The following is a 14,529-nucleotide window of genomic DNA, read 5'->3' on the forward strand; positions in this document are numbered from 1 at the left end:
GCCGCGCGGCGGCAGGGGTTGACCCTCGCCGCCGCTCTGTGGTTCATTAGTCCAGTAATGAACCACAGCACCAGCACACCCTGAGGAGGGTCGCGTGTTCGACGGCCCCGAACCGATCTACGTCCAGATCGCCAGGATGATCCGGTCGCAGGTCCTCGCGGGCGAGCTCGCGGAGGAGGAGCAGGTCATGTCCACCACCCAGTTCGCGACGACGTTCCGCATCAACCCGGCCACCGCGGCGAAGGCCTTCACCGGGCTCGTCGACGAGGGGGTGCTCTACAAGCGGCGGGGGCTCGGCATGTTCGTCGCCCCGGGCGCGCGCGAACGCCTCCTCGACCAGCACCGCAAGGCCTACTTCGACGACGTGCTCGCCCCGGCGCTCGCCCAGGCGGACGTCCTCGGCATCCCGACCGCGGAGATCGTCGCCTACGTCCAGGGCGGCGACGACTCGCCCACCGAGACCACCCAGGAGAAGTCATGACCCCCGAGCCCTTCGGCGCGCGCCTCGAGGACGTCGGCGTCCGGTTCGGCAAGCAGCGCCGGATGACGGTCGACGGCACGACCTACCAGGACGAGGCGACCGTCGCGCTCGACGGCGTGGATCTCGCCCTCCGCCCCGGTGTGATCACCGGGATCCTCGGGCGCAACGGCGCCGGCAAGTCCACGCTGCTCTCGTTGCTGGCGGCCTTCAACCGGCCCACCGCCGGTACCGTGCGCCTCGGGCCCGACGGCGACGCCCCGGAGGCGTGGGGACCCCTGGGAGAACGCCTGGGTCACCTCGAACGTCCAGCTGGTGCGTGAGTCCGGCGACCTCCAGGACGACGAGAAGCTGTCCGAGTCCCTCCAGTACTACGCGGACCTGCGCCCGCACTGGGACGCGGAGCTCGCGGCCCGCCTGCTGGACATGTTCGAGGTGAACCCCCGCAAGAAGCCGGCCGCCCTCTCGCGCGGCAAGAAGTCCGCCGTCGGGGCCACCATCGGCCTCGCCGCCCGCGCGCCGCTGACGATCTTCGACGAGGTCTACCTCGGCATGGACGCCCCGACGCGGTACGCGTTCTACGACGAGGTCCTCGCCGACTACGCCGAGCACCCCCGCACGATCCTGCTCTCCAGCCACCTGGTCGAGGAGGTCGAGCGGCTCTTCGAGGACGTGATCGTGCTCGACCGCGGCCGGATCCTGCTCGCCGAGACGGCCGAGGAGATGGGCCGGCGCGGGTTCAGCCTCACCGGCCCCGCCTCCGCCGTCGAGCGGCTCGCCGGGGACCGTCGGGTGCTGCACCGCCAGCAGCTCGGCGGCACGCTGCAGGTCACGCTCGAGGGCACGCCCGAGGACGGCGAGGCGGCAGCCGCACGAGCCGCCGGCGTCGAGCTGGGCGCGCTCCCGCTGCAGGACCTGTTCGTGCGCCTCACCGAGCCGAACCGGACGGGGGCGGACCGATGAGCGCCACCACGACCACCCCGCCGTCCCGGGCAGCGCTCGCCGCCGCCTCGCAGCGGCGCGCCACCCGCCGGGCGACGCGGTCGATGGCCGTCCCCTCGCTGCTCGTCGGCACCGGCTTCTGGGTGTTCTTCGCGACGGCGGCGGTCGTGGTGCCGTTCGTCGTCGACCGCGCCGGCGGGCACATGGACGTCGGCGTGCTGGTCGCTGCCGAGTACAGCGCCCGGTGGTTCGCGTTCTCGCTGGGACTCATCACCTGCTCGACCATCCTGGCGACGCACCTGGCCGCCGGCGGCACCCGCCGGGCGCTCCGCGACGCCGCGCTGGTCACCGCCGTCGTCACCGCCCCGGCCTACGGGGTGCTCCGTGCCCTCGCGACGGTGGCCGAACGGGAGGTGTTCCGCGCCGTGGGATGGCCCTGGCCGGAGCCCGAGGGCGGCCTGGCCACCGGGAGCGGAGGCGTCCTCGCCACCGCGGGCGCCGAGGTTCTCGTCGTCGTGGTCTACGTACTCGTCGGGTGCGCCGTCGCGATCGGGTACACGTCCGACGGTCCGTGGCGCGGCACGCTGCTCCTCCTGCCCGGCCTGGTGCTGCTGGGTCTCGTCGAGCTCGCCACCCGCAGCGGCTGGGCCACGGACGTGCTCGGCTCCCTGCTTCCCGACGAGGCGTCGGACACGGTCGCCGGGATCGTCGTGGCCCTCGCCGCGATCGGCCTCTCGGCCGTGTGGCTGCACCTGCGCCTGCGCACCGTCCGACTCCGGCCGACGAGGTGACCGCCATGACCACGACGACGGCCGTCCGCGACGCCACGCCCCACCGCCGCGCGGTCTCCGCGGCCCGACGCCGGCTCCAGCGCTACCTGCTCAGGACGGCGATCTGGTTCTGGGCCTGCTGGGCGCTGCTCGTCCTGTCCGTACCGGTGATCGTGAACCGCTACGGCGGCGTGGCCGACGGCCTGACCTACGACGCCGCCGGGAGCCCCGCGCGCTGGCCGGCGTTCGCCGTCGGCATCATCCTCACCGCCGCGCTCCTGCGCACCCACCTGGCCGCCGGCGGGTCGCGGCGCTCCCTCGTGGAGGGGATCGCACGCGGCGCCGTCGTCGGCGGGCTCGTCTTCGGCGTGCTGACCGTCGCGCTCGGCCTCGTCGAGGAACAGGTCTACACGGCGCTCGAGCGGCCCTACCAGGGCGCGGGCGGGTTCCCGCTCGACACCGTGTCCGGCGTGGCGGCGACCGTCGTCGCGCAGACGCTCGTCATCGTCACCTACGTGCTCGTCGGCACGGCCGTCCACGGCGGCTACCGGCGCTGGGGGGCCGTCCGCGGCACCCTCGCCGTCGTCCCGCTGCTGGTCCCCGCCGCGCTCGCCGACCTCGGCAGCCGCTCCGGCGTCTTCGCGATCCCGCTCCGCGACAGCCCCGTCGACTCGGCGGCCGGCGTCGCCGTCAGCCTCGTCGGCGCGCTCCTCGCCGCGGTCCTGGCCGCGGTGGTGGCGCACCTCATGCTCCGCGACGCCACCGTGCGTCCGTCGTGAACCGCCCGCACCTCGTCCCACCTCGCAGAAGGAGGCCAGAGATGGCCCAGCCGATCGTGGAGGTCCGCAACCTCCGCAAGACCTACGGCGACAAGATCGCCGTCGACGACGTGTCGTTCGCCGTCCAGCCCGGGGAGATCTTCGGGATCCTCGGCCCCAACGGCGCCGGCAAGACCACCAGCGTGGAGACCCTCGCGGGCCTGCGGCACGCCGACGGCGGCACGGTCCGCGTGCTCGGCATCGACCCGCAGCGGCACCCCGAGCGGGTGCGCGAGCACCTCGGGGTCCAGCTCCAGGAGGCCGCGCTGCACGACAAGATCACCGTGGGCGAGGCCCTACGGCTGTTCGCCTCGTTCTACCCGGACCCGGCCGACGTCGACGAGCTCGCCCGCATGCTCGACCTCACCGAGCACACCGGCCAGCAGTTCGCGAAGCTGTCCGGCGGGCAGAAGCAGCGGTTGTCGATCGCGCTCGCGCTCGTCGGCAACCCGAAGGTCGCCATCCTCGACGAGCTCACCACCGGGCTCGACCCGCAGGCTCGCCGCAGCACCTGGGACCTGGTCGAGCGGGTGCGCGACTCCGGCGTGACGATCCTGCTCGTCACCCACTTCATGGACGAGGCCGAGCGGCTCTGCGACCGGCTGGTCGTCATCGACCGCGGCCGCGTCGTCGCCGAGGGGACCCCCGACGGGCTCATCGACGACCTGGACGACGAACGCACCGTCATCGTGCGCTTCGCCACCGAGGACACCGACCGGGCACGGGCCCTGCTCGCCGACCTCGCCGACCGGCACCCCGACGTCTACCGCACCGGGGACGCGGGGGAGCGGCGCATCGCCGTCACCGGGTCGCGGCGGGTGCTGCTCGCCGTCGTGCCCGCGCTCGCCGAGGCCGACGTCGTGCCCGACGACGTCGCCACCGTCGCCCGCTCGCTCGAGGACGTGTTCCTCGCCGTCACCGGCCGCACCTACGACCCGCAGGAGCTCACCGAAGGAGCCCGCTCATGACCACCACCACGCTGCCCGCCACCCGCCGGTCCGCCGGGTCCTGGCGTGGCTTCGGCACGCTGCTGACCACCGAGACGAAGGTCTGGCTGCGCGACTTCGCCGCCGTGTTCTTCGGCATCCTGTTCCCGACGGTCCTCATGATCGGTGTCGGCTACGCGATCCCGGGGATGCGCGAACCCATCCTCGACGCCCCCGAGACGTCCGTCTGGTACGGGCTCACGCCGATCGCGACCTACCTGCCGGTGGTCGTCGCGATGGCGCTGGGCACCGCCGCGCTGACCGTCCTGCCGGTCACCTTCGCCACGTTCCGCGAGAAGGGGGTGCTGCGCCGGCTGGGCACCACGCCGATGCGCTCGCAGGGGATCGTCGTCGCGCACCTGATCATCAACGTCGCCACCACACTGGTGGGTGTGCTGGTCGCCGTCCTGGTCGGCCGGTTCATGTTCGACGTCCCGATGCCGGGGCAGCTCGGCGTGGTGCTGCTCGCCTTCGTGCTCGGCATGGCGGCGATGTTCTCGCTCGGCATGCTCATCGCGGCGTGGGCGCCCAAGGCGTCGACGGCGAACGCCGTGTCGATGCTGCTCTACTTCCCGATGCTGATGCTCGCCGGCCTGTGGACGCCGGGACCGATCATGCCGGAGCTGCTGCAGCAGATCGGGCAGTTCACCCCGCTGGGGGCGGCGGCCCAGGCGTTGACCACGGGCTGGTTCGAGACGGGCTTCCCCCTGCTGCAGATGGTCGTCATGGCCGTGTGGACGGCCGTGCTGCTGCCGCTGGCAGTCCGGATGTTCCGCTGGTCCTGACCCCACGGTGCCGAACAGGAGGTTGTGCCCGCTTTGCCCCGCCATAGCGGGCCCAACCTCCTGTTCGGCACCCCGGGGCGGGTTCGGCCTACGCTGCGGGAGTGAAGCCGTTCCTGCTCCTGGCGACGCGTGCCGAGGACGTCGCCGCCGACGGCGAGTACGCCGCGATGTGCCGCTACTCCGGGCTCGCCCCGGAACAGCTCCACCGGGTGCGCCTCGAGGCCGCCCCGATGCCGCGGATCGACCTCGACGACTACGCCGGGATCATCGTCGGCGGCGGACCCTTCAACTCCTCCGACCCCGAGGACACCAAGTCGGCGGTGCAGCGCCGGGTGGAGCGTGAGTTCAGGACGCTGCTCGACGAGGTCGTGGACCGCGACTTCCCGTTCCTCGGTGCCTGCTACGGCGTCGGGACCCTCGGCCAGTACGCCGGGGGAGTGGTGGACCGGCTCTACGGCGAGGCGGTCGGCCTCGCGACCGTCGAGCTCACCCAGGAGGGCATCGCCGACCCCCTGCTGGCGGGCCTGCCACCCGCGTTCACCGCGTTCGTGGGGCACAAGGAGGCCATGCGGGGCCTGCCGCCCGGCGCCGTCCGGCTCGCGCTCTCGCCACGCTCGCCCGTGCAGATGTTCCGGATCCGGTCCCACCTGTACGCGACGCAGTTCCACCCCGAGCTCGACCTCGCCGGCCTGACCCAGCGGGTGCAGGTGTACCGCGACTACGGCTACTTCGCGGCGAACGAGGCCGACGACGTCGTCACCCGGGCGGCCGCGCGCCGCGTGACGGAGCCGATGCGGATCCTGCGCAACTTCGTCGAGCTGTACCGACGCTGACGCTCCGCCCCGCGTCCGGAGCTGTCAGGCTCAGGACCCGGGATACACCGTCATGAGCCTGACAGCTCCGTCGGTTGACCAGCACCGTGGTCACGTTCCGAGGCGGTCGGGGCGACGACGACGGAACGGCGGATCGGGCCGCTCGTGCCCGATCCGTGACCTCAGCGGACGAAGACCGTGCCGGCACCGGGGTCGGCACGGTACCGCTCCGCCGACGCGAGCCGCCGGCGCGTGGAGGGTGCGAGGTCCTCGGGCAGCGCGTCCCGCGCGAACCACGCCACCGCGACCGACTCGTCGTCGGCGACGTGCGCGGCGGCGGCGGACGCGGCCGAGACCGGCCGCGCGAGGAAGCACAGGTCGAGGTACGCGCTGCGGTCGCCGTTCGGGTAGACGACCTCCGGCGTGGTGGACACCGCGGCCAGCGCGTCGACCTCCACCTCGACGCCGGTCTCCTCGAGGACCTCGCGCACGAGGCCGCGCGCCGGCTCCTCGCCAGGTTCCAGGATCCCGCTGACCAGAGCCCAGAGCCCGTTGTCGGCGCGCCGGCCCAGCAGCAGACGCCCGGCGTCGTCGTGCACGACGGCGGTCACCCCGGGAAGCCACAGCGGTGCGGTCCCGACCTGGGCGCGGAGGGCGGCGACGAACTCGGGGATCGGCATGGGGCGACCGTACCCGGGACCGGATCGTGGACACCGCTGGACGGTGCGGCGTGGCCGGGCGTACTGTCATCGCCGTGAACATCCGTTGGTATTGGCGCTTTACGCCGGCTCCGCTGGGAGCTCGGCGGGCTCGCGCCTGACCGACTCCTTCCACCGGAGCCAGCACAGGGCCTGGGACGCACCGCGCGTCCGGGCCCTTTGTCGTCGGGGCTTCCGGTCGGGACCGGACCGCCTGCGACGGCGCCGACCGACCGACGAGACCGCCACCACCAGGAGCCCCCGATGAGTCCCACCACCTCGCCCGCCGCGCGCGCCACCGCGACGACCGACGATACTGACCTGATGGCCGAGACCTCCGACCTGCGCGTCCGCGCCCTGGACCCCCTGCCCGCACCCCGCGCGATGCGCACCGAGCTGCCGCTGGGCACCCGGCGCAGCGACCTGGTGACCACGTCGCGCCGCGAGGTCCGCGACGTGCTGACCGGGGAGGACGACCGGCTGGTCGTCATCGTCGGGCCCTGCTCCGTGCACGACCCGGCCGCCGCGCTCGACTACGCCCGCCGGCTCGCACCCGTCGCACGCGACCTGTCGGACGACCTGGTGGTCGTGATGCGGGTCTACTTCGAGAAGCCGCGCACCACGGTCGGGTGGAAGGGTCTCATCAACGACCCGCACCTGGACGGCTCGCACGACGTGCACCACGGCCTGCGCCTCGCCCGCGAGGTGCTGCTCGGCGTGCTGGACGCCGGCGTCCCGGCCGCGTGCGAGTTCCTCGAGCCGACCTCCCCGCAGTACATCGCCGACGCCGTCACCTGGGGCGCCATCGGCGCGCGCAACGCCGAGTCGCAGGTGCACCGCCAGCTCGCGTCGGGGCTGTCGATGCCGGTCGGCTTCAAGAACGCCACCGACGGCGACGTGCAGATCGCGGTGGACGGCTGCATCACGGCGGCCAGCGAGCACACGTTCTTCGGGGCGGACTCCGAGGGCCGGGCCGCCGCCGTCGAGACCGCCGGGAACCCGGACTGTCACGTCATCCTGCGCGGCGGGCGCGGCGGCCCGAACTACGGGACCGAGGACGTCGCCGCGGCTCTGGCGGTCGCCCGCACCTCGGGGCTGGGCGGAGCCGTCGAGACGGGCGTGATCGTCGACGCCTCCCACGGCAACTCCGGCAAGGACCACGTGCGCCAGGCCGAGGTGGTGCGGGAGGTCGCCTCGCGGCTGGCCGACGGTGAGCAGGGCATCACCGGCCTGATGCTGGAGAGCTTCATCGAGGCCGGCGCCCAGAAGCCCGGCCCGCTGGACTCGCTCGTGTACGGCCAGTCCGTCACGGACAAGTGCATGGACTGGGGCACGACGGCGGAGCTGCTGGAGGTCCTGGCCGCTGCGGTGCGTTCGCGACGGGACGCCTGACGCCGGGTGGCGCGCCGTCGTCGGCACCTGCTGCCACGAGCGTCTCTGTTCGTCAGGAATGGAGGCCTGATAGCTGACGAACAGAGACGCTCGCGACGGTGTGCCGTCAGGCAAGGTGCAGGATCGCGTCCGCCGGCAGCGGGTGCGGCCGCCACCCGGAGCCTCGGAGCACGGTGGCGACCTCGGGTCCGACCCGCCCGTGCCAGGCGTCGGTGCCGGTGAACCGGCGTACGACGGTGCGCGAGGTGGCCAGACGGTTCTGGCGGGCGCGGTCACGGTAGAGCGCCCGCGGTGCCGAGTGGACCTCCTGCCCGTCGATCTCCACGAGCAGCGCCGTGCCGTCCGGCAACCGCCAGGCCAGGTCCACGCGGGCGAAGACCTGCTCACCGGGTCCGGCGACCTGGAGCTGGAGGGTGTCGGGCGGGAAACCGTCCTCGACGCAGGACAGCCGGGCCCACGTCTCGGCCGGCGACTCGGAACGTCCGTCGGCCAACGGCCACCACTCGCGTGTCCGCGCCATGCCGCGGCGCCCGGCGGCGGCCCGATAGGTGGTTTCGAGTCGCTCGGCGTCGATGAGCCCTCGGTGCAGCGCCGAGTCCATGAGTGCCACGGCGTGGCGGCGCCCGACCTGCGGCACGGCCTCGACGAGCGCTCGGTCCACGGGCACGCAGCGGAAGCCTCCGACGTCGACCCATCGGTCGACCGGCGAGCGCCGCAGCCTGACCGGCGGCCGTCCCGCCCGGGGGGCTCCGGTGGGCATCGCGACCTCGGGCGTGAGCCGCGCCGGCGCACCCTGCACGCCGTGGAGCACGAGGGCGCAGAGACCGGTGGCCACGGACCCCGGGTGCGCCAGCAGCCCGAGCAGCGCGGCCCGGCGCCGGCGATGCTCGATCTCGAGGCCCTGGTCGGCCCGGTTCACGCCGGTCAGTCCGGTGTCGAGGACCGCGCGGGCGACACGTTCCCACTCCTTGGTACGTGTCCGCGCGGCCACCTGCTCGCGGGTCATCCCGGCAGCGAGGCACTGTCGCACCGAGACGAGGCCTTCTTGCTGCGCGGCGATCAGGAGCAACGACTCGGGGACGGGCTGAGGACGACCGGGCACCGAGCGAGCGAAGCAGATCTCTTGCCTGCGCCGCCGTCGTCATCCACAGCCCTGCTCGCGGGCGTCTCTGTTCGTCAGGAATCAACGCCTCATTCCTGACGAACAGAGACGCCCGCGCCCGGCGAGTGATGCGCGCCACGGCGCGACCACCCATCCAGGACGCCGTCCGCGCCGAACCCATGACGTCCCGGAAGGCCCGGGACGAGCGACGCGGGACGGGTGCAGATCGACCGGACGGCTGGGGTGCGGCACACTGTGACGGTGCCGCCTTCCCTGCCGACTCCTGTCGACGATGCCCTCGTGGCGTGCGTCGACGGTGACCCGGCGGCGTTCGGGCCCGTCTACGACGCCCTGGCCCCGGTGGCCTACGGCACGTCGCTCGGTGTGCTTCGCGACCCGGACCACGCCGCCGAGGTGACCCAGGAGGTGATGGTCGAGGTGTGGCAGACATCAGCGCGTTTCGACCCGTCCCGCGCCTCGGCGCGCACCTGGGTCGCCACCCTGGCCCGGCGCCGGGCGGTGGACCGCGTCCGTGCCGAGCAGGCGCGCCGCGACCGCGACCAGCGCGATCTCGACGGCACGCGCGCGGTGAGCGAGCACGACGTCGTCGCCGAGGACGTGGAGCGCCGGCTCGAGGGTGCGGCCGTGCGCCGCTGCCTGGACTCGTTGACCGCGACCCAGCGTGAGGCCGTCGTCGACGCCTACTACGGCGGACGGACCTACCGCGAGGTCGCCGAGCGGCTCGGCGCCGCGCTGCCCACGGTGAAGTCCCGGATCCGCGACGGCCTCGGCCGCCTGCGCGACTGCCTGGGGGTGGCCCGTGCCTGACAGCACCCGTGACGCCTGGGACCTGCTCCCCGCCTACGCTCTCGACGCGGTCGACGACCTCGAGCGCCGCGCCGTCGAGCGACTCCTCGCGGACGACGCCGAGGCCCGGCGCGCGCTCGACGAGTACCGCGAGGTCGTGGCCTCCTTCACCGTCGAGCACGAACCGCCGGCCCACCTGCGTGCCGCCGTCATGGACCGGATCGTGGCGTCGGCAGGAGCGGCCGACGGCGGCGCACCGGTCGCGGACGACGGCGGCACGCCCGCCTCGCCCGGTACCGGCCACGCGGACGGGACGAACGTCGTGCCGCTCTCGTCGCGCCGCCGTCGTCGATGGGGCGTCGTCGCCGTGGCGGCGGCCGCCGTCGTCGCCGTCGCCGTGCCCACCACCGTGGCCATCCAGGCCACGACGGAGCAGAACCGCCTGCAGGAGCAGGTCGACACGGTCGCCGAGATGATGGCCGACCCGTCGGCGACCCTGCTGCGCAGCGACGTCACCGGTGGCGGCTACGCCACGGTGCTCGCGGCGGGCGACGACTTCCTCTTCAGCGCGGGCGACCTGCCCGACGTCGGCGACGACTCGGTCTACCAGCTTTGGCTGGTCGGTGCTGAGGGCGGCGTGACGTCGGCCGGGCTCCTCGAGCCGCAGGACGGCGAGGTGGAGCAGCTGGTCAGCGACGTCTCCGGCGTGGGCCTAGCGGTCTCCGTGGAGCCCGAGGGCGGCTCGGAGCAGCCGACCAGCGACCCGATCGTGGTCCTCGCCGAGGGCTGAGGACGCCCGCCCGTCGACGCGACGGTCCAGGGTCGACGGCACCGGCTGCCTCAGAGATCGAGGTACCGGTCGTACCGGACGACGAACCGTGCGTCTGTCGGCCCGACCGCGCTGGTCGAGGTGCACACCCGGCGCAGGTCCACGATGCTGCGGACCCCGCACTCCTCTCCGTCCGGGGTGACCTCGTTCGACAGCTCCTGACCCGTGGTTCCCGCAGCGGCCAGCACGGAGACCTCGAGCCAGCAGCCGCCCGACCCGCAGGCCCGGTCGATCGCCGTGACCTGAGCACCCTCGGGCAGGTCGGCGATCGCCGCGACAGGCGGCGCCGGCGGGCCGTCGAGCTCGAGCCACGCCACCGGGACGGCGAGGAAGAGCCCGGCGAGCAGGGCGACGACGGCGGCTCCGACGACGACGACACGGGGACGAGGACGAGGCATGGGCCGACCCTAACGCCTGTGCGGAGCGGCTCCTGCGCGCGCACGAAGAGGCCGAGCCCGCCTCGTCGGATGACGAGACGGGCCCGGCCTCGGAGGGCCCCGGACACCCCCTGCGTGCCCGGGAACCGGACCGGAAGGGCGCCGATCACATGGGCGGCATGAGCACCGAGTCGACGAGGTAGACCGTGGCGTTCTGCGTCATGACGCCACCGCAGATCACGTTGGCGTCGTTCACCATGAGCTCGTCGCCCGATCCGGTGACCTCGACGGTCTCGCCCTGCACGGTCTCGAGCTCGCCCGAGATGTCCTCGGGCAGGATCTGACCGGGCACCACGTGGTAGGTGAGCACCGTGGTCAGCAGGTCCGCGTCGGTGGAGAGGGTGTCGATCGTCTCGGCGTCCACCGCGGCGAACGCGTCGTCGACCGGGGCGAAGACGGTGAACTCGTCACCGTTGAGGGTGTCGACGAGGTTCACGTCGGGGTTCAGCTCGCCGCTGACGGCCGAGACGAGCGTGGTCAGCAGCGGGTTGTTGGAGGCGGCCACGGCGACCGGGTCGGTCGACATCCCGGTGATCGAGCCGTCACCCTCGGGGACCTCCTCGGCGTAGGCCTCGCAGCCGGGGCCCACCAGGTTGGCGGCGGGGTCCATGGCCATGTCCTCCTCGGCCATGTCCTCTTCCGCCATGTCCTCCTCGGCCATCTCGTCCTCCGCCATCGGGGACTCCTCGGCCATGGTCTCCTCGGTCGAGCCCGACATCTCGGGGTCGTCGGAGGAGCACGCGCCGAGGGCCAGCAGGGCCAGAGTGGCGAAGCCGGCGGCGGCGGTGCGGGTACGAACGTTCTTCATCGGTCTCTCCTTGCCTCGTCGCCCCGACCTCGTCCCGGGGCGCTTCACCGGAGGTTCGGAGCGCCCGACGGCGTGGATGGGTCGCGGACGAAGATTGTTTCGCGTGGGTCGGAGGAGCCCGGCGCGCGACCCGGTGCACCGCCGGAGCAGACTCGGGGGATGGGTGACGAGCAGCGGTTCCGCGGGCAGATCCTCGGGTGCGGCACGACGTCGGGCACGCGCGTGGTCGTGGGGCACTGGTGGGAGTCGCCGTTCGGCGCGTTCGCCGACGTGATGGTCGAGGACGTCGCCGGGCACCGGGTGCTGGTCGCCCCGCCGCAGATCGCCGACTTCGTGTCCACCACGTACCGGTTCGACGAGGTCGTCGAGACGCCGGTCACCGTCCGGGCCGACACCGGCCGCGGGCCCGGTGGCCACGTCGAGGCCGAGGCCGGCCCGCTCCGGCTGCGTGCCGCCGTCGGGCGCCGGACCGCCCTGGGGTGGGCGCTGCGGCTCGTCCCGGCGCGGCTCGCCACGTCGCCACGGTTCGCGCTGCTCACCGACCCGGTCGCGCGACTCCTGCTCGACGGGGTGCGCACCCGGGGGAGCGCGGGCAGCGGGCGGTCCGAGACCTACGGTGCGACGGACGTCCGCGCCCTCACGGCGGTCCGCGCGACGTGGGACGGCAGGGGCCTCGGCGCGCTCGCGGACGTGGACCCTCCGGTGCGGTTCGGGTTCGGTTCGACGCCCCGGCGGCCGTCCCTGACGCAGGTCGTCACCACCGTCCGCGGCTGACGGGCACGGGGCGCACGGCGTGCTGCGACCCATCCGAGCGGCCCACGGTTCCGAACCCGTGGCATGGAGACACTGATCATCATCGGCCTGCTCGGCGGCCTCATCACCGGTATCTCGCCGTGCATCCTGCCGATGCTGCCGGTGATCTTCTTCGCTGGCGGCGTCGAGGGGGCCCGGCAGCGCGCGGCAGCAGCCGGGGGAAGCGCAGCGGCCGACGACGGCACCCCGGACGCCGGCTCGGACGCCGCGGCCGGCAAGGGCGTCAGCCCCGCGTTGTTCGCGGGTGCCCCGTCCGCGGTGCGGGTCGGCCGGTCCGGGCAGGTCACGAGCGGCCCCCCGACAGGTCGCGCCGGCACGGTGACGCTGCCGCTCGCGCCGGACGAGACGGAGGACGAGACGGCGGACGACCGGCCGTCGGGCCGCGGCGACGGCACCACCCGCCGGGCCGACCGGCGTCGCGGCCGGTCCGCGGGCGCCGCGGGCCGGTCGTGGCGCCCCTACCTGGTGATCGCCGGGCTGGTGCTGAGCTTCACGGTGTTCACCCTGCTCGGTTCCGTGCTCCTGACGGCTCTGGGGCTGCCGCAGGACCTGCTGCGCTGGCTGGGGATCACGCTGCTGGCGGCCATCGGCGTCGGCATGATCGTGCCGCGGATCGAGGAGGTGCTGGAGCGCCCGTTCCAGCGCATCGCCGCGTTCGGCTCCCGGAAGGGTGCCGCCCGTCAGGACCGCGGGGCGTTCCTCCTGGGCCTCGGGCTCGGCGTGCTGTACGTGCCGTGCGCGGGGCCGGTGCTGGCCGCCATCACCGTCGCCGGCGCGACGGGCAACATCGGGCCGGGCACGGTCGCGCTCACGGTGAGCTTCGCCGTCGGCGCCGCGATCCCGCTGCTGGTCTTCGCGCTGGCCGGGCGCCGGGTCGCCGAGCGGGTGCGCGGGTTCCAGCGCCACCAGCGCGGCATCCGGGTCACCGGTGGTGCGGTGATGATCGTCCTGGCCGTCGGGCTCGCCTTCGACGTGCCGGCCCAGATCCAACGCGCGCTGCCGGACTACACCGGCGCGCTGCAGGAGCAGGTCGACTCCAACGAGTCGGTGCAGGAGGCCCTGGAGCTCGGCGGCATCGTCACCGACGCGAACCGTGAGCTGTCGAACTGCACGAGCGGGTCCACCGAGCTGGCCGACTGCGGCACCGCGCCGCCCCTGACGGGCATCACGCAGTGGCTCAACACGCCGGGCGAGCAGCCCGTCGAGCTGGCGGACCTGCGCGGCGACGTGGTCCTCGTCGACTTCTGGACGTACTCCTGCATCAACTGCCAGCGCGCCATCCCGCACATCGCGGACTGGTACGAGAAGTACCAGTCCGCCGGGCTCGAGGTCATCGGGGTGCACACGCCGGAGTTCGCGTTCGAGCGCGAGACGCGCAACGTGATCGCGGGCGCGGAGGACCTGGGCGTGGAGTACCCGATCGCCCAGGACAACTCCTACTCGACCTGGACCACCTACCGGAACCGGTACTGGCCGGCGGAGTACCTGATCGACGCCGACGGGACGGTGCGCTACCTGAAGTTCGGTGAGGGCGACTACGACGTCACCGAGCAGCACATCCGCGACCTGCTGCGTGCCGCCGACCCGGACGTCGACCTGCCGCCCCCGTCCGACGTCGTCGACACCACGCCGGACGCGGAGACCACGCCGGAGACGTACCTCGCGCTGAACAAGGTCTTCAACTACGCGGGCCCGACGGCGTACGGCAGCGGGGAGGAACGGTTCGAGCCGGCCGCGGAGCAGCAGCCGGACACGTTCTCGCTGGCAGGGACGTGGGACGTCGACTTCCAGGGCGCGACGGCGGTGTCCGACGGCGCCCGGTTGCGTCTCGCCTACCGGTCGACGGACGTGTTCGCGGTGCTCGGCGGCGAGGGCACGGTGACGGCGCGCGTGACCGCACCGGACGGGACGGTGCGGTCCGAGGAGGAGATCGCCGTCGGCGGCAACCCCACCCTGTACGACGTGCTGCGCGGTGACGGCCCGACGGACGGCATCGTCGAGCTGGAGGTGCCCGCCGGGATGTCGGTCTACACGTTCACCTTCGGGTGATCG

At 73.5% G+C, this 14,529-nt stretch carries 17 protein-coding genes; 13 read left to right on the forward strand and 4 right to left on the reverse strand.

All coding sequences use genetic code 11. The features are described 5' to 3' along the window. Positions 1-94: 94 nt before the first annotated feature. From AC3RJ8_RS02420 to AC3RJ8_RS02455, 8 genes are all read left to right on the forward strand, one after another. Positions 95-481, forward strand: coding sequence for a GntR family transcriptional regulator (locus tag AC3RJ8_RS02420; protein ID WP_489714374.1), 387 nt, complete (start codon positions 95-97; stop codon positions 479-481). Continuing rightward, positions 478-801 (forward strand): ATP-binding cassette domain-containing protein, encoded by a 324-nt coding sequence (locus tag AC3RJ8_RS02425; RefSeq protein WP_489714375.1) that lies wholly within the window; start codon positions 478-480, stop codon positions 799-801. Before AC3RJ8_RS02420 ends, AC3RJ8_RS02425 begins: the two co-directional genes overlap by 4 nt. Continuing rightward, a complete protein-coding gene (locus tag AC3RJ8_RS02430; RefSeq protein WP_489714376.1) occupies positions 794-1,441 on the forward strand; it encodes an ATP-binding cassette domain-containing protein in 648 nt (215 codons plus the stop codon). Before AC3RJ8_RS02425 ends, AC3RJ8_RS02430 begins: the two co-directional genes overlap by 8 nt. Next, positions 1,438-2,211 (forward strand): hypothetical protein, encoded by a 774-nt coding sequence (locus tag AC3RJ8_RS02435; protein ID WP_489714377.1) that lies wholly within the window; start codon positions 1,438-1,440, stop codon positions 2,209-2,211. The genes AC3RJ8_RS02430 and AC3RJ8_RS02435 overlap by 4 nt, the downstream gene beginning before the upstream one ends. Positions 2,212-2,216: 5 nt before the next feature. Further along, entirely contained in the window at positions 2,217-2,969 is a 753-nt protein-coding gene (locus AC3RJ8_RS02440; protein WP_489714378.1) for a hypothetical protein, read from the forward strand. 41 nt (positions 2,970-3,010) lie between these two features. Beyond that, the gene (locus AC3RJ8_RS02445) at positions 3,011-3,976 is read left to right on the forward strand and encodes an ABC transporter ATP-binding protein (RefSeq protein WP_489714379.1); all 966 of its coding nucleotides are present in this window, start codon (positions 3,011-3,013) and stop codon (positions 3,974-3,976) included. Continuing rightward, a complete protein-coding gene (locus AC3RJ8_RS02450) occupies positions 3,973-4,779 on the forward strand; it encodes an ABC transporter permease (RefSeq protein ID WP_489714380.1) in 807 nt (268 codons plus the stop codon). The genes AC3RJ8_RS02445 and AC3RJ8_RS02450 overlap by 4 nt, the downstream gene beginning before the upstream one ends. Positions 4,780-4,880: 101 nt before the next feature. After that, positions 4,881-5,612: a glutamine amidotransferase gene (locus AC3RJ8_RS02455; RefSeq protein ID WP_489714381.1), complete on the forward strand. Its 732-nt coding sequence runs from the start codon at positions 4,881-4,883 to the stop codon at positions 5,610-5,612. 161 nt (positions 5,613-5,773) lie between these two features. Here the strand turns inward: AC3RJ8_RS02455 and AC3RJ8_RS02460 are convergent, their stop codons facing one another. Next, complete coding sequence (locus AC3RJ8_RS02460; protein WP_489714382.1) at positions 5,774-6,271, reverse strand: NUDIX hydrolase; 498 nt, start codon at positions 6,269-6,271, stop codon at positions 5,774-5,776. A gap of 282 nt (positions 6,272-6,553) precedes the next feature. On the opposite strand from AC3RJ8_RS02460, the gene AC3RJ8_RS02465 reads away from it, so the two are divergent. Next, positions 6,554-7,681 (forward strand): 3-deoxy-7-phosphoheptulonate synthase, encoded by a 1,128-nt coding sequence (locus AC3RJ8_RS02465; protein WP_489714383.1) that lies wholly within the window; start codon positions 6,554-6,556, stop codon positions 7,679-7,681. A gap of 106 nt (positions 7,682-7,787) precedes the next feature. Here the strand turns inward: AC3RJ8_RS02465 and AC3RJ8_RS02470 are convergent, their stop codons facing one another. Next, positions 7,788-8,783: a type IV toxin-antitoxin system AbiEi family antitoxin domain-containing protein gene (locus tag AC3RJ8_RS02470; protein ID WP_489714384.1), complete on the reverse strand. Its 996-nt coding sequence runs from the start codon at positions 8,781-8,783 to the stop codon at positions 7,788-7,790. Positions 8,784-9,044: 261 nt separating this feature from the next. Here AC3RJ8_RS02470 and AC3RJ8_RS02475 point away from each other — a divergent pair, with 261 nt between their 5' ends. Further along, positions 9,045-9,611, forward strand: a complete 567-nt coding sequence (locus tag AC3RJ8_RS02475; protein ID WP_489714385.1) for a sigma-70 family RNA polymerase sigma factor — start codon at positions 9,045-9,047, stop codon at positions 9,609-9,611. Further along, positions 9,604-10,380, forward strand: a complete 777-nt coding sequence (locus tag AC3RJ8_RS02480) for an anti-sigma factor (protein ID WP_489714386.1) — start codon at positions 9,604-9,606, stop codon at positions 10,378-10,380. Before AC3RJ8_RS02475 ends, AC3RJ8_RS02480 begins: the two co-directional genes overlap by 8 nt. A gap of 50 nt (positions 10,381-10,430) precedes the next feature. On the opposite strand, the gene AC3RJ8_RS02485 is transcribed toward AC3RJ8_RS02480, so the two are convergent. Then, positions 10,431-10,817 carry a hypothetical protein gene (locus tag AC3RJ8_RS02485; RefSeq protein ID WP_489714387.1) on the reverse strand — a complete coding sequence of 129 codons (387 nt, stop codon included), beginning with the start codon at positions 10,815-10,817 and terminating at the stop codon, positions 10,431-10,433. Between the two features lie 145 nt (positions 10,818-10,962). After that, positions 10,963-11,664, reverse strand: coding sequence for a fasciclin domain-containing protein (locus AC3RJ8_RS02490; RefSeq protein WP_489714388.1), 702 nt, complete (start codon positions 11,662-11,664; stop codon positions 10,963-10,965). 159 nt (positions 11,665-11,823) lie between these two features. Between AC3RJ8_RS02490 and AC3RJ8_RS02495 the strand changes: the two genes are divergently transcribed. Continuing rightward, positions 11,824-12,438 (forward strand): hypothetical protein, encoded by a 615-nt coding sequence (locus AC3RJ8_RS02495; protein ID WP_489714389.1) that lies wholly within the window; start codon positions 11,824-11,826, stop codon positions 12,436-12,438. 63 nt (positions 12,439-12,501) lie between these two features. Continuing rightward, positions 12,502-14,526 carry a cytochrome c biogenesis protein DipZ gene (locus AC3RJ8_RS02500; RefSeq protein WP_489714390.1) on the forward strand — a complete coding sequence of 675 codons (2,025 nt, stop codon included), beginning with the start codon at positions 12,502-12,504 and terminating at the stop codon, positions 14,524-14,526. Positions 14,527-14,529 lie beyond the last annotated feature (3 nt).

The sequence above is a fragment of the Isoptericola sp. MSGPD8_1_ISO-PGPR-S23-394 genome (genome assembly GCF_058072785.1).

What these genes read in the sequence shown, in the direction of transcription:
- AC3RJ8_RS02425 (WP_489714375.1), top strand. Translation starts at nt 478, where the DNA reads ATGACCCCCGAGCCCTTCGGCGCGCGCCTCGAGGACGTCGGCGTCCGG.
- AC3RJ8_RS02435 (WP_489714377.1), top strand. Translation starts at nt 1,438, where the DNA reads ATGAGCGCCACCACGACCACCCCGCCGTCCCGGGCAGCGCTCGCCGCC.
- AC3RJ8_RS02440 (WP_489714378.1), top strand. Translation starts at nt 2,217, where the DNA reads ATGACCACGACGACGGCCGTCCGCGACGCCACGCCCCACCGCCGCGCG.
- AC3RJ8_RS02445 (WP_489714379.1), top strand. Translation starts at nt 3,011, where the DNA reads ATGGCCCAGCCGATCGTGGAGGTCCGCAACCTCCGCAAGACCTACGGC.
- AC3RJ8_RS02450 (WP_489714380.1), top strand. Translation starts at nt 3,973, where the DNA reads ATGACCACCACCACGCTGCCCGCCACCCGCCGGTCCGCCGGGTCCTGG.
- AC3RJ8_RS02460 (WP_489714382.1), bottom strand. Translation starts at nt 6,271, where the DNA reads ATGCCGATCCCCGAGTTCGTCGCCGCCCTCCGCGCCCAGGTCGGGACC.
- AC3RJ8_RS02465 (WP_489714383.1), top strand. Translation starts at nt 6,554, where the DNA reads ATGAGTCCCACCACCTCGCCCGCCGCGCGCGCCACCGCGACGACCGAC.
- AC3RJ8_RS02485 (WP_489714387.1), bottom strand. Translation starts at nt 10,817, where the DNA reads ATGCCTCGTCCTCGTCCCCGTGTCGTCGTCGTCGGAGCCGCCGTCGTC.
- AC3RJ8_RS02490 (WP_489714388.1), bottom strand. Translation starts at nt 11,664, where the DNA reads ATGAAGAACGTTCGTACCCGCACCGCCGCCGCCGGCTTCGCCACTCTG.
- AC3RJ8_RS02495 (WP_489714389.1), top strand. Translation starts at nt 11,824, where the DNA reads ATGGGTGACGAGCAGCGGTTCCGCGGGCAGATCCTCGGGTGCGGCACG.
- AC3RJ8_RS02500 (WP_489714390.1), top strand. Translation starts at nt 12,502, where the DNA reads ATGGAGACACTGATCATCATCGGCCTGCTCGGCGGCCTCATCACCGGT.